The 15543-nt window shown below is 60.7% G+C and carries 18 protein-coding genes; 9 read left to right on the top strand and 9 right to left on the bottom strand.

All coding sequences use genetic code 11. From position 1 onward, the window contains the following. Nucleotides 1–393 precede the first annotated feature (393 nt). Nucleotides 394–840, bottom strand: coding sequence for a MarR family winged helix-turn-helix transcriptional regulator (locus tag AC09SL_RS15855; RefSeq protein ID WP_058546673.1), 447 nt, complete (start codon nucleotides 838–840; stop codon nucleotides 394–396). Nucleotides 841–921: 81 nt separating this feature from the next. On the opposite strand from AC09SL_RS15855, the gene AC09SL_RS15850 reads away from it, so the two are divergent. After that, nucleotides 922–2088, top strand: a complete 1167-nt coding sequence (locus AC09SL_RS15850; protein WP_058546674.1) for an aminotransferase-like domain-containing protein — start codon at nucleotides 922–924, stop codon at nucleotides 2086–2088. A gap of 144 nt (nucleotides 2089–2232) precedes the next feature. Here the strand turns inward: AC09SL_RS15850 and AC09SL_RS15845 are convergent, their stop codons facing one another. The 5 genes from AC09SL_RS15845 to AC09SL_RS15825 form a co-directional block, all read right to left on the bottom strand. Beyond that, on the bottom strand, nucleotides 2233–2604 hold the full coding sequence (locus tag AC09SL_RS15845) for a glutathione S-transferase N-terminal domain-containing protein (RefSeq protein WP_058546687.1): 372 nt from the start codon (nucleotides 2602–2604) through the stop codon (nucleotides 2233–2235). A 104-nt stretch (nucleotides 2605–2708) separates the two neighbouring features. Beyond that, nucleotides 2709–3254, bottom strand: a complete 546-nt coding sequence (folE, locus tag AC09SL_RS15840; protein WP_003204506.1) for a GTP cyclohydrolase I FolE — start codon at nucleotides 3252–3254, stop codon at nucleotides 2709–2711. Nucleotides 3255–3331: 77 nt separating this feature from the next. Beyond that, nucleotides 3332–3889, bottom strand: a complete 558-nt coding sequence (locus tag AC09SL_RS15835; protein WP_003204497.1) for a Smr/MutS family protein — start codon at nucleotides 3887–3889, stop codon at nucleotides 3332–3334. 73 nt (nucleotides 3890–3962) lie between these two features. Further along, a complete protein-coding gene (locus tag AC09SL_RS15830) occupies nucleotides 3963–4283 on the bottom strand; it encodes a hypothetical protein (protein ID WP_058546675.1) in 321 nt (106 codons plus the stop codon). 129 nt (nucleotides 4284–4412) lie between these two features. Then, nucleotides 4413–5003 (bottom strand): cysteine hydrolase family protein, encoded by a 591-nt coding sequence (locus AC09SL_RS15825; RefSeq protein ID WP_058546676.1) that lies wholly within the window; start codon nucleotides 5001–5003, stop codon nucleotides 4413–4415. Nucleotides 5004–5257: 254 nt separating this feature from the next. On the opposite strand from AC09SL_RS15825, the gene prmB reads away from it, so the two are divergent. Then, complete coding sequence (gene prmB, locus AC09SL_RS15820; RefSeq protein ID WP_058546677.1) at nucleotides 5258–6166, top strand: 50S ribosomal protein L3 N(5)-glutamine methyltransferase; 909 nt, start codon at nucleotides 5258–5260, stop codon at nucleotides 6164–6166. Nucleotides 6167–6388: 222 nt separating this feature from the next. On the opposite strand, the gene AC09SL_RS15815 is transcribed toward prmB, so the two are convergent. Beyond that, nucleotides 6389–7177, bottom strand: a complete 789-nt coding sequence (locus AC09SL_RS15815; RefSeq protein ID WP_058546678.1) for a hypothetical protein — start codon at nucleotides 7175–7177, stop codon at nucleotides 6389–6391. 106 nt (nucleotides 7178–7283) lie between these two features. Continuing rightward, nucleotides 7284–8249 carry an alpha/beta hydrolase gene (locus AC09SL_RS15810; RefSeq protein WP_058546679.1) on the bottom strand — a complete coding sequence of 322 codons (966 nt, stop codon included), beginning with the start codon at nucleotides 8247–8249 and terminating at the stop codon, nucleotides 7284–7286. A gap of 142 nt (nucleotides 8250–8391) precedes the next feature. Here AC09SL_RS15810 and aroC point away from each other — a divergent pair, with 142 nt between their 5' ends. The 3 genes from aroC to AC09SL_RS15795 are packed head-to-tail and all read left to right on the top strand — an operon-like array spanning nucleotide 8392 to nucleotide 11231. Continuing rightward, on the top strand, nucleotides 8392–9483 hold the full coding sequence (gene aroC / locus AC09SL_RS15805; protein WP_064106977.1) for a chorismate synthase: 1092 nt from the start codon (nucleotides 8392–8394) through the stop codon (nucleotides 9481–9483). Between the two features lie 34 nt (nucleotides 9484–9517). After that, nucleotides 9518–10663, top strand: a complete 1146-nt coding sequence (locus tag AC09SL_RS15800; RefSeq protein ID WP_058546680.1) for an MFS transporter — start codon at nucleotides 9518–9520, stop codon at nucleotides 10661–10663. A 34-nt stretch (nucleotides 10664–10697) separates the two neighbouring features. Then, nucleotides 10698–11231 carry an acireductone dioxygenase gene (locus AC09SL_RS15795; protein ID WP_058546681.1) on the top strand — a complete coding sequence of 178 codons (534 nt, stop codon included), beginning with the start codon at nucleotides 10698–10700 and terminating at the stop codon, nucleotides 11229–11231. Nucleotides 11232–11459: 228 nt separating this feature from the next. On the opposite strand, the gene AC09SL_RS15790 is transcribed toward AC09SL_RS15795, so the two are convergent. Beyond that, nucleotides 11460–11738, bottom strand: coding sequence for a DUF3509 domain-containing protein (locus AC09SL_RS15790; RefSeq protein ID WP_003204481.1), 279 nt, complete (start codon nucleotides 11736–11738; stop codon nucleotides 11460–11462). Nucleotides 11739–12091: 353 nt separating this feature from the next. Here AC09SL_RS15790 and AC09SL_RS15785 point away from each other — a divergent pair, with 353 nt between their 5' ends. From AC09SL_RS15785 to AC09SL_RS15770, 4 genes are all read left to right on the top strand, one after another. Next, a complete protein-coding gene (locus AC09SL_RS15785; protein ID WP_058546682.1) occupies nucleotides 12092–13930 on the top strand; it encodes a long-chain-acyl-CoA synthetase in 1839 nt (612 codons plus the stop codon). A gap of 94 nt (nucleotides 13931–14024) precedes the next feature. Continuing rightward, nucleotides 14025–14546 carry an ankyrin repeat domain-containing protein gene (locus AC09SL_RS15780; protein WP_064106978.1) on the top strand — a complete coding sequence of 174 codons (522 nt, stop codon included), beginning with the start codon at nucleotides 14025–14027 and terminating at the stop codon, nucleotides 14544–14546. 169 nt (nucleotides 14547–14715) lie between these two features. Next, on the top strand, nucleotides 14716–15246 hold the full coding sequence (locus AC09SL_RS15775; protein WP_058546683.1) for a hypothetical protein: 531 nt from the start codon (nucleotides 14716–14718) through the stop codon (nucleotides 15244–15246). A gap of 71 nt (nucleotides 15247–15317) precedes the next feature. Continuing rightward, nucleotides 15318–15509 carry a PLDc N-terminal domain-containing protein gene (locus AC09SL_RS15770; protein ID WP_003204476.1) on the top strand — a complete coding sequence of 64 codons (192 nt, stop codon included), beginning with the start codon at nucleotides 15318–15320 and terminating at the stop codon, nucleotides 15507–15509. Nucleotides 15510–15543 lie beyond the last annotated feature (34 nt).

The raw sequence follows: 15543 nt of genomic DNA, 5'->3' as shown, positions 1-15543 counted from the left end.
AAGGCTGGCGAAGTATGTTGACCTGATGGTCAGGAACTCGCACGAAGCGAATTATGCTTTTGTATACAAATAAAGCAAATAATGTTTTCTGTGTTGTCGACGAAATGTCGGTCGATAGGGATATATCGACCTTGGGGGCGCCATCGCGAGCAAGCTTTGCTCCCACAGTGGAAGTCCGTTGAGACCTTTTATGGGACCAAGCTTTGCTCCCACAGCGGACGTCCGTTGAGACCCTTTATGGGAACAAGCCTTGCTGGCACGGCAGGCGTCCGTTGAGACCTTTTATGGGAACAAGCCTTGCTTGCACGGCAGGCGTCCGTTGAGACCCTCTGTGGGAGCAAGGCTTGCCCGCGATGGCAATAGGCCGGGCAATACACACCTTGCAGAGGAAACTCAGTCGACAGCCACCTGACCCTTCCCCAACCCCAGATTCACCGCCAACCACCCATTCACCGCCTCCTCCCCAGCCTCGGCAAACACCCGCTCCAGCAATTTCACCTGCTCACGCCGTAACGCCTGCTCGAACCGCTCGCCCTCGGTCGTCAGCTCCAGCAGCCGCTTGCGCTTGTCGGTCTCGGACGCGACGCTGTTCACCAGGTGCATTTCCATCAGTTGCCGCAACGGCATGTTCAGCGCCTGCTTGCTTACCCCGAGCAGCGCCAGCAGTTCCTTCACGCTCAGGGATGGGTAGCGGGCGACGAAAAAAACGATGCGCTGGTGCACCCGGCTCAACCCACGACGCTCGAGCATTTCATCGGCCTTGGCGGTAAATGCCTGGTAACCGAAGAAGAACGCTTCCATGGCCTTTTGTTGGGAAATCGGGTTTTTAAGGTCAAGCATATTGACGTATCCACAGAGGTCGGCGTAATTTCGGTCAATCAGTTTGACTCATTCTTCCCGTGCCCCGCTACAGGTGACCCCATGGCTTTTTCCGAACGTGTCTCGCGCCTCAAAAGTTCTTTGATTCGAGAAATCCTTGCAGCGGCGCAGCGCCCTGAAGTGATGTCGTTCGCCGGCGGCCTGCCGGCCGAAGCCATGTTGCCGAAAGTGGAATGGGCAGCCATGCCGTTGTCCATGGGCCAATACGGCATGAGCGAAGGCGAACCCGCCCTGCGCGAAGCCCTGGCGGCCCAGGCGCGGGGGCTGGGCGTGGCGTGTGAGGCGAGTCAGGTGCTGGTGGTCAGTGGCTCTCAGCAAACCCTCGACCTGGCGGCCAAGTTGCACATCGACGTGGGCACGCAGGTGATGCTCGAAGCGCCGACGTATCTGGCCGCGTTGCAGATTTTCCAACTGTTCGGCGCCGACTGCATCACCGTGCCCCTGGAGGCCGACGGTCCGGACCTGAAACAGTTGCGGGCCCGCCTGGAGCAGCATCGGCCAGCGTTCATTTACCTGATTCCGACGTTCCAGAACCCCTCGGCGGTGCGTTACAGCGAAGCCAAGCGCGATGCGGTGGCGGCGCTGTTGGACGAATTTGGCGTGACCTTGATCGAGGACGAACCCTACCGCGAGCTGACGTTCGATGGTGGCAGTGCCACGCCGATTGTCAGTCGCTTGAAGAAGGCCAGTTGGATCTACACCGGCACCGTGTCCAAAACCCTGTTGCCGGGGCTACGGGTGGGTTACCTGATCGCCAGTCCGGATTTGTTCCCGCACCTGTTGCGACTCAAGCAGTCGGCGGACTTGCACACCAATCGCATCGGCCAATGGCAGGCGCTGCAATGGATCGGCACCGAGCAGTACCGCAGCCATTTGAGTGAGTTGAGGGAGTTCTACCGGGATCGTCGCGATCGGTTCCAGGCGGCGCTGCAAAAGCACTTCTGCGACATCGCGGACTGGAACGTGCCCCAGGGTGGGTTGTTTTTCTGGCTGACCCTAAGGCAACCGCTGGACACCCGCGCCTTGCTCCCCGCCGCGTTGGCGGCCGACGTTGCGTTCATGCCAGGGGAGCCGTTCTTTCCTGAGCCGGACCAGCATCCGGGGCACTTGCGCTTGAACTTCAGCCACATCGACCCGGCGCGGTTGGATGAGGGGCTCAAGCGGTTGGCGGGGGTGGTGCGGGAGGCGTTGGCGGTAAAGGCAGCCTGACTTATGTGGTGACGGGGGTGGCCCCATCGCGAGCAAGCTTTGCTCCCACAGGGGGCCTTGGTGAACACTGGATTTGTATTCACCACTGTCCCTGTGGGAGCAAAGCTTGCTCGCGATGAGGTCAGTGGCCACACCACAAAACCATCAGGCTGCCGAGAACCGCTTATCCAGATAATCAATGATCACCTTGGACTCATACATCCAGGTGGTCTCGCCATTTTCTTCAATACGCAGGCAAGGTACTTTGATCCTGCCGCCTTGCTCCAGCAGTGCCTGGCGATCCTGCTCGTTGTTTTTCGCATCGCGCAGGGCCACCGGCACGTTGAGGCGGCGCAGGGTGCGGCGGGTCTTCACGCAGAACGGGCAGGCGTGGAACTGATACAGCGTCAGGCTGCGAGCGGCCTGCTCGACCTGCGCCTGGGCCTCGGCCGGGCGCTGTTTCTTGCCCGGGCGGGTGATGAAGTCGATGAAGATGATGAGCTGGCCCAAGCCAACCCGAAGCGCTTTGACGATCACGGTATTAAGCCTCGCGGCAGGGAAGAAGAGGGCGCGCAGCTTACCTGATTTTTCACGGGCGAAAAAAAACCGGCGATCAATGCCGGTTTTCTTCATGCGACGGATTACTTGATGAGGCTGAGGAATTCGCTGCGCGTGGCGGCGTTTTCCCGGAACTCGCCGAGCATCACCGAGGTGATCATCGAGGAATTCTGTTTTTCCACACCGCGCATCATCATGCACATGTGCTTGGCCTCGATCACCACCGCCACGCCCAGGGCGCCGGTCACTTGCTGGACCGCATCGGCGATCTGGCGGCTGAGGTTTTCCTGGATCTGCAGGCGACGCGCATACATGTCGACGATGCGCGCGACTTTCGACAGCCCCAGCACCTTGCCGCTCGGGATGTAGGCCACATGAGCCTTGCCGATGAAAGGCAGCAGGTGGTGTTCGCACAACGAGTACAACTCGATGTCCTTGACCAGCACCATCTCGCTGTTGTCGGAGCTGAACAAGGCACCGTTGGTGACTTCTTCCAGGGTCTGTTCGTAACCGCGGCAGAGGTACTGCATGGCCTTGGCAGCGCGCTTGGGCGTGTCGAGCAGGCCCTCGCGGGAAACGTCCTCGCCCAGTTGGCCGAGAATCGCGGTGTAATTCTGTTCCAGAGACATGAAACTACCTGTGGGATTTTACGCAAAGGGCAAGGGTACGGTGGCGGACACGGCGCTGCAAGCTCGGCAAGCGAGGGCTATTCGTCGCGGCCTTCCATCATGGTGCGCTTGAGCATCACGTAGACCGCCCCGGCGCCGCCGTGTTTCGCCTGGCAGGAGGTGAAGCCCAGTACTTGTGGGTGCTGGCGCAGCCAGGTGTTGACGTGGCTCTTGATCATCGGCCGCTTGCCGTCCAGTCGCACGGCTTTGCCATGGGTGACGCGCACACAGCGGATTTCGAATTTGGTGGCTTCGGCCAGGAATGCCCAAAGGGTTTCCCGGGCTTTTTCAACGCTCATGCCGTGCAGGTCCAGGCTGCCCTCGAAAGGGATCTGGCCGACCTTAAGCTTGCGCATCTGGCTTTCCTGGACGCCGTCGCGCGCCCACATCAACTCGTCTTCAGGCCCGACGTCGATCACGAACTGATCGGACAAGCCATCCACGGTCGTGGCATCGGTGCGTACGGTGGCGGCTTGGCGCAGCTTGGCGATTTGCGCGCGATCGGCCTTGGGCTTGCCGGTCTCGGCACGGTCGTGTTTGATCGGTTTTACGCCCTGGATCGCACTTTTGAACAGGGAAAAGTCGTCGTCTTGCATGTCAGCCTCCGCGAAGCCGGCCAGTTTACCCAACTCTGGCGGGATCAGGCGCGACAAAACGTCGGATAGCGGGTCAGTCGTGCTTTTTCATCAGGTGCGGAGCCATGGCCAGCTCCAGGGATTGGCGGGCGCGACGGCGGCAGCGGCGCCAGAGCCAGACGCCCAACAGCAATACCAAAAGACCGACTGCCAGGATGATCGCCGAACCCAGTGGTGTGGCATTCAACTCGCCCAGCGCGGGCGGACGGCCTAGCAGGCTGGCCGCACCAGCCATGGCCAGCAGGACACCGAGTGTTGCCAGCAGCGCAGCGATCGCCGCGCCAAAACGAAACCGCCAGTTGCTCGGGCCCTTGGGCCGTAAGCGACGTGCGTCAAAACCATCGGATAACTTCATTCCGACCTTCCTCAATGGGTATCGGCCCTTCGACCGGAAGATGTTCGGGTTGTTCCTGAAGGTAGGGCAATTGCGGCAAATGGGAGGCTTTTGCGGATGAGCGGCGCAGTGGGCCGCTCATCGAGGGCATCAGATGAAGTCGCGGGTCAGGGCCAGGGTGGCGAAGTTGTCCGCCATGATCGCCATTTCGGTCTGCTGAACGTGTTCGGCGCTGAGGACGCCGCCCTTGTACGGCAGGTCGCGGGTGGCGCAGGCGTCTTCCACCAGGGTGCAGCGAAAGCCCAGGTTCTTGGCGGCGCGCACGGTGGTGCTGACGCTGGAGTGGCTCATGAACCCGCACACGATCAGGTCCAGGGGGCCGAAGTCTTCCAGGCGCTTTTTCAACTCGGTACCGTGGAACGCGCTGGGCAGCAGCTTTTCGATCACGGTCTCGTCGCTCTGGGGTTCGAGGCCGGAAATGAACTCACCGCGTTCGCCTTGCGGATCGAACAGCCCGCCATGGGTGCCCAGGTGGCGCACATGGACGATCGGCCGACCGGCTGCACGGGCCGCGCCGAGCAATTGCTTGATGTTCGCAACGGCTGCATCCATGCCGCTCAGGGCCAGGGGGCCCGCAAGGTATTCTTTCTGGGCATCGATGATGATCAGGGTCGCTTGACTCAGATTGGCCGCTGCATAACCACGGCCGCTGAGTTGAAACATCGTTTTTGGAACGGACATTCTGGGGCTCCTTCGAGTGGGGCTTTTGCGACATTGTCCTCTGGCTGAGCGGTTCTGTGAATCGCTTCCATCGCAAGGGCCGCCGTTGCTGGCCTACAGCCTTGTCAAGATGCTCGTCTTGTTCAATAGGCGGTGCAAAAAACGGATAATTCCTACGATTGGTTCGGGCCTTTTCGTTCGTCATCGAGGCGTGTTTGGGGGGGGCCGCGTTTGGCTGGTAGACTCGCCCGTCGATTTTTCTGGAGTTTGCCGCCGTGATCACTTCCCGTCTCCGTACCCTGCGTGACCATATCCGTTGGGCCGTCAGCCGTTTCCACGGGGAGGATCTGTTTTTCGGCCATGGCACCGACAATGCGTGGGACGAAGCCCGGCAACTGGTGTTGGGCGCATTGCACCTGCCATGGGAAATCGCCGACAGCTACCTGGACTGCCGTCTTGAAGACGAAGAGTTGCTCCATGTGCAGCGCCTGCTGCGCCGGCGTATCGACGAACGTATCCCGGCGGCCTATTTGCTGGGTGAGGCCTGGTTCTGCGGGATGTCGTTCATCGTCGACGAACGTGTGCTCATTCCGCGCTCGCCCATCGGTGAGCTGATCGAAAAGCGTTTCGAGCCTTGGTTGGGCCAGGTGCCGGCACGGATTCTTGATCTGTGCACCGGCTCCGGTTGCATCGGTATTGCCTGTGCCTATGAGTTCCCTGAGGCCGAGGTGGTGCTGGCCGACCTGTCGTTCGAAGCGTTGGAAGTGGCCAACCAGAACATCGAGCGCCATGGCGTCGATGAGCGCGTGTTCACGGTCCAGGGCGATGGCTTCGAAGGTCTGCCGGGGCAACGTTTCGACTTGATCGTGTCGAACCCGCCCTACGTCGATGCGGAAGATTTCGCCGACATGCCGCAGGAATACCAGCACGAACCGGAGCTGGGCCTGGCCTGTGGCGATGACGGCTTGAACCTGGTACGCCGGATGCTGGCCGAGGCGGCCGATCATCTGACCGAGAAGGGGTTGTTGATTGTCGAAGTGGGCAACAGCCAGGTGCACGTCGAGGCGTTGTACCCGGAAGTCGATTTCGCCTGGCTCGACTTCGAACGCGGCGGCCATGGCGTGTTCATGCTCAGCGCCGAACAGTGCCGCCAGCACCAGGGATTGTTTGCTTCGCGGGTTTGATCCTATCGATCGCGGATCGCTTTTGTGGCGAGGGGATTTATCCCCGTTGGGCCAGAGGAACCATGTGGGAGCTGTGCAGGAGCTGTGTAGGAGCTGTGTAGGAGCTGTCGAGTGAAACGAGGCTGCGATCTTTCCCCTAACACTTGAATCTCAAGCGAAAGATCAAAAGATCAAAAGATCAAAAGATCGCAGCCTTCGGCAGCTCCTACAGGGCTGTCGGGCTTAATGGCGCGTTGCAATCCAGATCAGCAATCCCGCCTGGAACATGGCGAAGGCCACCAGGCAGGTGATGGTGAAGCGCAGGCCGGCGTCTTCGCGCTTGAACTTGGTGACCCTTTCTTCCTGCTGCTTGAGTTTGACTTCCTGTTCCGCCAGGTTCTGCTCGGCCTGTTGCAGCATCTGCGCCGCTTCAAGGATTTCCACGAACTGCAGCTTCTCGGTGTTCCAGTCCCCGAGCAGATCGCCAACGTGGGTTGGCTTGACGCTGCCCTTGAGGTGCTGGGCGTCGGCGTAGACCACCTCGAAACCTTGGGCCTTGAGAAAGCGGTCGCGGCGCAGGCGAGTGTCTTCGTTCAGGGCGTCCTTGTTGTCCAGGTCGGTGCCGTTCACCTGATAGGCCGACCAGCGTTTCTTGGCCCAGGTAATGCCCTGGGCCGCCAGGAAACGGCCGATGCCACGGTTAAACGGCTCGACTTGCAGGTTGTCCGGGGAAAAAAACAGGCGTTTTTCGACGTGGTCGGCCCAGACGTCCAGATGATTCTGTTCCTTGCGCACGCGCTGGTTCGGCAACTGGATGCTCATGCGCAGCAAACTGCGCTCCTTGCTGTGGCGCTCGGCATAGCTGAACTCGACAAACCGCAATGGCCGCGCACCGGTGGCGCGGTCGGTCTTGAGCGGCGCCAGCCGGAGCATTTTGTGATGCTCGGTATGCACGTCGGCCCACGGCAGCTCCACCGCAGACGAGGCGGGGGCTTCGGCAGCAGTGTCGGGGGAAGCTTGAGTTTCAGTCATAACGGCAAAATCCTGTCCAGGCCGGCGGGTCGGTAGCCATTGCGCTATCCGACACCGGGTTATCGGCCGTTTTTGCCAGTCCTGAAGTTAAATCAACTAAAACCGCCTAACGCGCGGCTAACGAGTCTATAAAACGCAGAATCCGCGTACCGAGTTCGGCGGCCAAGGGCAGGTCGGGATTCTGGTAGGAGGCCAATTGCCGTTTCACGTCGTTGGGCACGATGCGCATCACGTGGTTCATGCCTTCGATCAGCGCCAATTCAGCGTCGGGCTTGGCGGCTTTCAACTGCCTGGCGTCATCGACGCTGATCTGGATGTCGTGGCTGCCCTGGAGGATCAAGGCCGGCATTTTCAACGCCGCGAAGGCCTGGGCCGGGTTCTGGCGGAACAACGAAATCAGGTAGGGCTGTACGCTGGGGCGAAATATGACCTGCAGTTGCGCCGGCACGTTATCGTCGAGTCGACCGGCCTTGAGGCTGTCGAGCAACTCATTGCTGCGCAACATCAGCTGTGGTGGCAGGCGGTTGCTCAGTTGTTGGCGCAGCACCTGGTCGATCGGCCGGGCGCTGCCGGACAGCGAAATCACCGCCGCCGCGTTGGCCTGGGGCGCGGCGAGGCTGGCGATCAACGCGCCTTCGCTGTGGCCCAGCAGGATCAACGGGCCCAGGCGCGGATCGGCGGCGAGCTTGTGGCTCCAGGCCACGGCATCGGCCACATAGGCCTCGACGCTCAGGTTACGTTCGTCCGGCGTCGCCGCGAGGCTGGCGGCCACTCCGCGTTTGTCATAGCGCACGCTGGCGATGTTGTGTTTGGCCAGCACCCAGGCCAGGCGCTTGAGGCTGTCATTGCGCCCACCGTCGGGGTTGTTTCCGTCGCGATCCGTAGGACCCGACCCGGAAATGATCAGGACAACCGGCACTGGCGTGTCGGACTTGGGCAGCAACAACGAGCCGAACAGCTCACCGTTGCCCGTGTCGAGGCTGATCGGGCGTTGCAGCACCGTGGCCTGGGCCAGGCTGCAAAACAGGCCGGTTAACAAGGTCAGGCTTAAGGCAAGCAGCTTTAACATCATCACGCCATTGGTTATGAAGGTGCCGGTTGGACTGGTGGCCGCCGATAAGGTTCGAGGATGAACTACGCGGGGAGCCTGCGTATACTGGCGCGCATTACGAATCCAAGGTTGAGTCTCTCAGCGATTTCACGGAGCACCCTGCATGTCCGGCAATACCTACGGCAAGCTGTTCACTGTCACCACCGCGGGCGAAAGCCATGGCCCGGCGTTGGTCGCCATTGTCGACGGCTGCCCGCCGGGCCTGGAGATTTCCCTGGACGACCTGCAGCGTGACCTGGACCGGCGCAAGCCCGGCACCAGCCGCCACACCACCCAGCGCCAGGAAGCCGATGAAGTCGAAATCCTGTCCGGCGTGTTCGAAGGACGCACCACCGGCTGCGCCATCGGCCTGCTGATCCGCAACACCGACCAGAAGTCCAAGGACTACTCGGCCATCAAGGACCTGTTCCGCCCGGCCCACGCCGACTACACCTACCACCACAAATACGGTGAGCGCGACTACCGTGGCGGCGGTCGCAGTTCGGCCCGGGAAACCGCCATGCGCGTGGCGGCCGGGGCGATTGCCAAGAAGTACCTGGCCAGCCAGGGCATCGTCATTCATGGCTACATGAGCCAGTTGGGCCCCATCGAAATCCCGTTCAAGACCTGGGACTCGGTGGAACAGAACGCCTTCTTCTGCCCCGACCCGGACAAAGTGCCGGAACTCGAGGCCTACATGGACCAATTGCGCCGCGACCAGGATTCGGTCGGCGCGAAGATCACCGTGGTGGCCGAAGGAGTGATGCCCGGCCTTGGCGAACCGATCTTCGACCGCCTCGACGCCGAGCTGGCCCACGCGCTGATGAGCATCAACGCGGTAAAAGGCGTGGAGATCGGCGCCGGTTTCGCCTGTGTTGCCCAGCGCGGCACCGAGCACCGTGACGAACTGACCCCGCAAGGTTTCCTGAGCAACAATGCCGGCGGCATCCTCGGTGGCATTTCCTCGGGCCAGCCGATCGTGGCGCACCTGGCCTTGAAGCCGACGTCCAGCATCACCACGCCGGGGCGTTCCATCGACATCCATGGCAACCCGGTGGACGTCATCACCAAGGGCCGTCATGACCCGTGCGTCGGCATTCGTGCCACGCCCATCGCCGAGGCAATGATGGCCATCGTGCTGATGGACCACCTGCTGCGGCATCGCGGCCAGAACGCCGACGTTCGGGTCAGCACTCCGGTGCTGGGGCAGCTTTGATGGCTGGCCTGCCAGCCGCCGCGGCCTGACGACCGTGGCGGCACTGCCGTACTGGCGGCTCTCCAGCTTCTATCTGTTCTATTTCGCGCTGCTCGGTTCGACGGCGCCGTTCCTGGCGCTGTATTTCGATCACCTGGGGTTCAACGCAGCGCGCATCGGCGAGCTGGTGGCGATTCCCATGCTGATGCGCTGCGTGGCGCCGAACATCTGGGGTTGGCTGGGGGACTACACCGGCCGGCGCCTGGCGATCGTGCGTTTTGGCGCTGTCTGCACGCTGCTGGCGTTTTCGCTGATCTTCATCGACAAAAGCTACGCCTGGCTGGCGATGGTCATGGCGCTGCATGCGTTTTTCTGGCACGCGGTGTTGCCGCAATTCGAAGTCATTACCCTGGCCCATTTGGGTGGGCAGGCCTCGCGCTACAGCCAGGTCCGCCTATGGGGTTCCATCGGTTTCATCATCACCGTGGTCGTGCTCGGCCGCTTGTTCGAATGGCTGAGCCTGGACATCTACCCGGTGGCGCTGGTGTTGATCATGGCCGGCATCGTCCTCGCCAGTTTCTGGGTGCCCAACGCCCAGCCATTGCAGGGGCCGCGAATCGCGGGGGAGGGGTTCCTGCGGCAACTGCGCAACCCTGGCGTGCTGGCGTTCTATACCTGTGTGGGCCTGATGCAGGTGAGCCACGGGCCGTATTACACCTTCCTGACCTTGCACCTCGAACGCCTGGGCTACAGTCGCGGGCTGATCGGCCTGCTCTGGGCCCTCGGTGTTGTGGCTGAAGTATTGGTCTTCTTGCTGATGAGCCGGATCCTGGCGCGGTTTTCCGTGCGCCGGGTACTGCTGGCGAGCTTCCTGCTGGCGGCGTTGCGCTGGTTGTTGCTGGGTTCGCTGGCCGAGTTTCTCTGGGTGTTGTTGTTCGCCCAGGTGCTGCATGCGGCGACCTTCGGCAGCTTTCATGCCGCCGCCATCCATTTCGTGCAACGCAGCTTCGGGCCTCGCCAACAAGGCCAGGGGCAGGCGCTCTACGCGGCGCTGGCCGGCACGGGCGGGGCCTTGGGCGCGTTGTATTCCGGCTACAGCTGGAACGCCTTGGGCGCCAGCTGGACGTTCAGCCTCGCCAGCCTCGCGGCCTTCGCGGCAGCCGTTATCATTGCCACCCGCATGCAAGAGGACCGGCCATGAGCCTTCGAACCGTTAACTTTCTGGAGCCTTTGTCATGAGCAGCCTGTCCGTCTATCACGTTTCGAACCCCGACATCCCGAACAAGGTGTTGACCCATTTTGAGGACATTGCCGCGACGTTGGCTGAACAAGGTGTTCATTTTGCCCGTTGGGAAGCGGCGGTGAAAATCCAGCCGGGTGCCAGTGAGGAGGACATTATTGCGGCTTACCAGGCTCAGATCGATGGGTTGATGACTGAGCGCGGTTATGTGGCGGTCGATGTCGTCAGTGTTAGCAGCGATCACATTGAACAGGCCGAGGTGCTCGATGAGTATCGCCATGGTCAGGATGAAGTGCGGTTTTTTGTTGCTGGTCGTGGCTTGTTTAACCTGCACGTTGGCGATTATGTCTATGCGGTGCTGTGTGAAAGGAATGACTTGATAACGGTGCCTGCTGGTACGCCGCATTGGTTTGACAGGGGGGAGAGGCCGCATTTCGTTACGATTCGTTTGTCTGGTGATTTGCAGGGGTTGGTTGCTGAGGTTACGGGGGATGATATTGCTCGCCGGTTTCCTCGTTTGGAGGATTGACTCGCGTTTGGCTGTGACGTGAAGCGTAGTTTTACGGGCGGAATTTGGTGTGTATATCCGTTTCTTCGGTAACGGCGGAACCGTCAGTGGCCGTTACCGCAGCAACGGATATAGACACCGATCACCCGCAATGGCGGGCTTTCCCAAGGCGTAAAAAAAACGGCGCTTCCCATTTCTGAAAGAAGCGCCGTTTTTTCAAGCAAGCAGCACCGCGTTTTTCCAGCAGACTCACGCGCTATGGTAAGTCGGCAAAGCAAACCGATGCTGGCTCTGCAACAAGGTGATCTGTGGCAACTCGCTAGCCTGTTCAGCCAGGTCACGACGGATCGCGCTGATCGCCCAGGACAACTGATCCCCAGCATGCAGTTGAGCGTAGGAAATCGTGCGTTTGAACAGCTTGCCGTCGCTATTACGCAAGGTCAGCAGAATGCCGCCATCCGGGCGGGGCTGGGTGGTCACTTCGTAGTTGGAAAACAGGGACGCAAACTTTTCTTGAATCATGTTCATAGTTGACTGCTCCATGGTATGGCAAACCGTGGAGGGGAGGTTGCACTGTCTGTGCCAGCATTCAAGGTTGTATAAAATCCTTTTAAAACAATAAGTTAACTTTTTGCTGTGTTTTTGATTTCGTGCATATTGCATGAATGGCGATCGTGCATCCTGCATTTTGCGTGGTCGGGAGATGATTTTTGGAACCAAATCGTTTTCCGACGCTCACGCTTCGCCTGCCTCGGGCAGCGGATACAAAACATTGCAAAAACCGCGTGTACAGCGCCGCAATCGCGGGCGTACTTTCGAGCCAAAATCACCTGCCTGATAACAAGAACCGAGACCCACGAGGTCGAACGGGGAAGATCACCATGAGTCGTACACCCAGCGACGCGATTACCTGGGGCATGATGCTGCGCAAACTGCCAGCCATTGCCAAAGCCGTCCCTCGGATCGTCAAAGGCATGAAGCAGGCCAACGTCCAGGACCCGACCCAGCCTTGCGGCCTGGGCTGGTGTTTCGAGCAGGCCACGCAACGCAATCCCCAGGGCCCGGCACTGCTGTGCGGCGATACGGTGTTGAGTTATGCACAGGTCAACGCGCAGGCCAATCGCATCGCCCATTACCTGTTGGCCCAAGGCATCGGCAAGGGCGACTGTGTGGCGATATTCATCGAGAACCGGCCACAGCTGTTGATCAGCGTGCTGGCGATGGCCAAGGTTGGCGCGGTCAGCGCCATGCTCAACACCTCGCAAACCGGCGATGCGCTGGTACACAGCCTGGCCCTGGTCAACCCGGTCGCGGTGGTGGTGGGGGATGAACGGGTCGCGGCCTTCAACGACATACGAGGGCGAACCACACTGTCGAGCAGCAGGACCTGGTGGCTGGCTGATCAGGACCGCACCGATATTCCGTCCGATGCCCCGTCCGGTTTCATCGACCTGATGGCTGGCAGTGAGGATTACCCAAGCGATGACCCGGCGTGCAGCCGGCAGGTTTTCTGCAATGACCCATGTTTTTATCTCTACACCTCAGGCACCACTGGGCTGCCCAAGGCCGGGGTGTTTCGCCATGGTCGCTGGATGCGCACGTCCACCAGCTTCGGCCTGATCGCCCTGGACATGCAGCCCGACGATGTCGTGTATTGCACGTTGCCGCTGTACCACGCCACAGGCCTGTGCGTGTGCTGGGGCGCGGCGATCTGTGGGGCCTCGGGGTTCGCGATTCGGCGCAAGTTCAGCGCCAGCCAGTTCTGGAGCGACGTGCGCCGTTACCGGGCGACCACGCTGGGGTATGTCGGTGAGTTGTGCCGCTACCTGATCGACCAGCCTGTCGCTGCCGATGACCGCCACCACAGTGTGAAGAAAATGATCGGCAACGGTCTGCGGCCCGGGGCCTGGTCGACTTTCAAGACCCGTTTCGGCATCGACCACATCTGCGAGCTGTATGCGGCCAGTGATGGCAATATCGGCTTCACCAACATCCTGAATTTCGACAACACCATCGGGTTTTCTCTGATGGGCTGGGAGCTGGTGCAGTACGACCATGCCAGCGGCCTGCCGTTGCGCAACCTGCAAGGTCGCATGCAAAAGGTGCCCAGGGGGCAACCGGGCCTGCTGCTGGCGCGGATCGACGATAAGGCGCCACTGGATGGCTACACCGACCAGGCCTTGACTGAAAAAACCATCTGCCGGGATGTCTTTGTGCCGGGCGACCGTTACTTCAACACCGGAGACCTGTTGCGCAACATTGGTTTCGGGCATGGGCAGTTCGTTGATCGCCTCGGCGACACCTATCGCTGGAAAGGCGAAAACGTCTCCACCACGGAAGTCGAAAATGTGCTGCTGCAACATCCGCAGGTGGCCGAAGCGGTGGCCTACGGCGTGGAGATCAATGGCACCAATGGCCGCGCCGGCATGGCGGCAATCACCCCGTCCGAATCCCTGGCGACTCTGGACTTCAGCGAGTTGTTGCAATTCTTGCAATGCCAGTTGCCCGCCTATGCGGTGCCGCTGTTCCTGCGCATCAAGGTGAAAATGGACACCACCGGCACTTTCAAGTACCAGAAGACTCGCCTAAAGGCTGAAGGGTTCGACCCGTGCGTCACCGGTGATGAGCCGGTCTACGCCTGGCTGCCGGGTACCGATACCTACGTGCGGGTGGATCGGCAGCTGGCGACTCGGATTCAGGGCGGACAATTGCGTTATTGATTCTGGCTATGACGGGCACAGTGAAAAAAGGGATGACAGCGCCCGGGTCCCTCGGGAAACTAGCCGCTTTGCGAAGACCCGAGTGGAGTTTCCCATGTCCGATACAAGCCGGCAGATGACGCCGGAAGAGGCAGCCGAGTTTGCCGAGCAGGTGTTCAACGTCGCACGCCAGGGTGATGCGGCCATGATGGCCGCGTTGCTGAGCAAGGGCCTGCCGCCCAACCTGCGTAACCACAAGGGCGACACCTTGTTGATGCTGGCCGCTTACCACGGGCATGTGGAGACGGTGAAAGTGTTGCTGGAACACAAGGCCGATCCGGAAATCCGCAACGACAACGGCCAGAGCCCGATTGCCGGCGCGGCGTTCAAGGGCGACCTGGCGGTGGTTTCGGCGCTGGTGGAGGGCGGTGCGCAGGTGGAGGGTTCTTCCTTCGATGGCCGTACCGCGCTGATGATGGCGGCGATGTTCAACCGGGTGGAAATCGTCGACTACCTGATCGGCAAAGGCGCCGATCCGAAAGCCAAGGATGCCAACGGCGTCTCGGCCCTCGATGCTGCCAAGACCATGGGCGCGGTGGACACCACGGCGCAGTTGGAAACGTTGTTGGGCCTTTAGGAGCTGCCGAGCGAAGCGAGGCTGCGATCTTTTCCCCGGCAGTTGAATCTCAAGCGAAAGGTCAAGATCAAAAGATCGCAGCCTCGCTTCGCTCGGCAGCTCCTACGGACCGATGTGATGCGCTATCCTGCCCGCCCTCAAAACACCCTTCGCCACAGGATTCAGCCCCATGAAAGCCGCCCTCATCGAACTCATCGGTAAAATCAGCTCCGGCTGCCTCGGCGAGGCGGACATTGCGAAAATCGCTGACGAAGCGGCGCAGGCCTACGCCGATCCGACGGCTTTCCTGGCGGCCAACCCCGATATCAACTACGACGACACTTTCCCGATCCCATTGGGTGAGTGGGTCGTGGTGGGCAGCCTGCCGGACACCGTGTTGTTCCAGGCCGACACCTACGTGGACCTGTTCGAACAGATCGTCGCCTCGTTCGGCCCCGGCGTGGCGTTCAACCTCAAGCCCAAGCAACTGGCGAAAACCGAAGCCCTGACCGCGCTCAACCGCATCCAGATCCAGATGAGCAGCCTGAACAAGGAAAACGGCGGCTACGTGCTGATGAACTTCAGCCAGTTGCTCGACGATGAACTGCAGATGGTGCTGGTGTACGGCAACGACGTGCCGCGGGTGTTGGAATTGTGTGCCGAAGTCGGCATCGCCGCCGCGCCGGCCCTCGAAGCCCTCAAGGTCGCGGTCCACGTCTGAAGCAATAAAACGGAACCCTTGCCGGCGGCCCGCTATCCTAAGGGTGCACATCACCATTTGGGAGCGACACCATGGGTTCCACCTTCAACGGCCTGGTCGGCCTGATCATCCTGGCGCTCGATATCTGGGCGATCATCAACGTACTCAAGAGTGGCGCGGAAACCGGGATGAAAATCCTCTGGGTGCTGCTGATTCTGCTGTTGCCGGTACTGGGCCTGATCATCTGGGCGATTGCCGGGCCGCGTGGCAACGTGCGGATTTGACACGTTCCACCAAAAAGCCCGGTCGTTGAACGCG

The organism is Pseudomonas sp. PF05, from assembly GCF_056521845.1.
Note: the sequence above shows the minus strand (reverse complement) of the source record. Positions and strands in the feature narration are given on the sequence as shown.

Coding starts and splice junctions, on each gene's coding strand:
- AC09SL_RS15810 (WP_058546679.1), bottom strand. CDS start 8,249: ATGATGTTAAAGCTGCTTGCCTTAAGCCTGACCTTGTTAACCGGCCTG.
- AC09SL_RS15795 (WP_058546681.1), top strand. CDS start 10,698: ATGAGCAGCCTGTCCGTCTATCACGTTTCGAACCCCGACATCCCGAAC.
- AC09SL_RS15825 (WP_058546676.1), bottom strand. CDS start 5,003: ATGTCCGTTCCAAAAACGATGTTTCAACTCAGCGGCCGTGGTTATGCA.
- aroC (WP_064106977.1), top strand. CDS start 8,392: ATGTCCGGCAATACCTACGGCAAGCTGTTCACTGTCACCACCGCGGGC.
- AC09SL_RS15770 (WP_003204476.1), top strand. CDS start 15,318: ATGGGTTCCACCTTCAACGGCCTGGTCGGCCTGATCATCCTGGCGCTC.
- AC09SL_RS15780 (WP_064106978.1), top strand. CDS start 14,025: ATGTCCGATACAAGCCGGCAGATGACGCCGGAAGAGGCAGCCGAGTTT.
- AC09SL_RS15790 (WP_003204481.1), bottom strand. CDS start 11,738: ATGAACATGATTCAAGAAAAGTTTGCGTCCCTGTTTTCCAACTACGAA.
- AC09SL_RS15775 (WP_058546683.1), top strand. CDS start 14,716: ATGAAAGCCGCCCTCATCGAACTCATCGGTAAAATCAGCTCCGGCTGC.
- AC09SL_RS15835 (WP_003204497.1), bottom strand. CDS start 3,889: ATGCAAGACGACGACTTTTCCCTGTTCAAAAGTGCGATCCAGGGCGTA.
- AC09SL_RS15830 (WP_058546675.1), bottom strand. CDS start 4,283: ATGAAGTTATCCGATGGTTTTGACGCACGTCGCTTACGGCCCAAGGGC.
- folE (WP_003204506.1), bottom strand. CDS start 3,254: ATGTCTCTGGAACAGAATTACACCGCGATTCTCGGCCAACTGGGCGAG.
- AC09SL_RS15785 (WP_058546682.1), top strand. CDS start 12,092: ATGAGTCGTACACCCAGCGACGCGATTACCTGGGGCATGATGCTGCGC.
- AC09SL_RS15815 (WP_058546678.1), bottom strand. CDS start 7,177: ATGACTGAAACTCAAGCTTCCCCCGACACTGCTGCCGAAGCCCCCGCC.
- AC09SL_RS15855 (WP_058546673.1), bottom strand. CDS start 840: ATGCTTGACCTTAAAAACCCGATTTCCCAACAAAAGGCCATGGAAGCG.
- AC09SL_RS15850 (WP_058546674.1), top strand. CDS start 922: ATGGCTTTTTCCGAACGTGTCTCGCGCCTCAAAAGTTCTTTGATTCGA.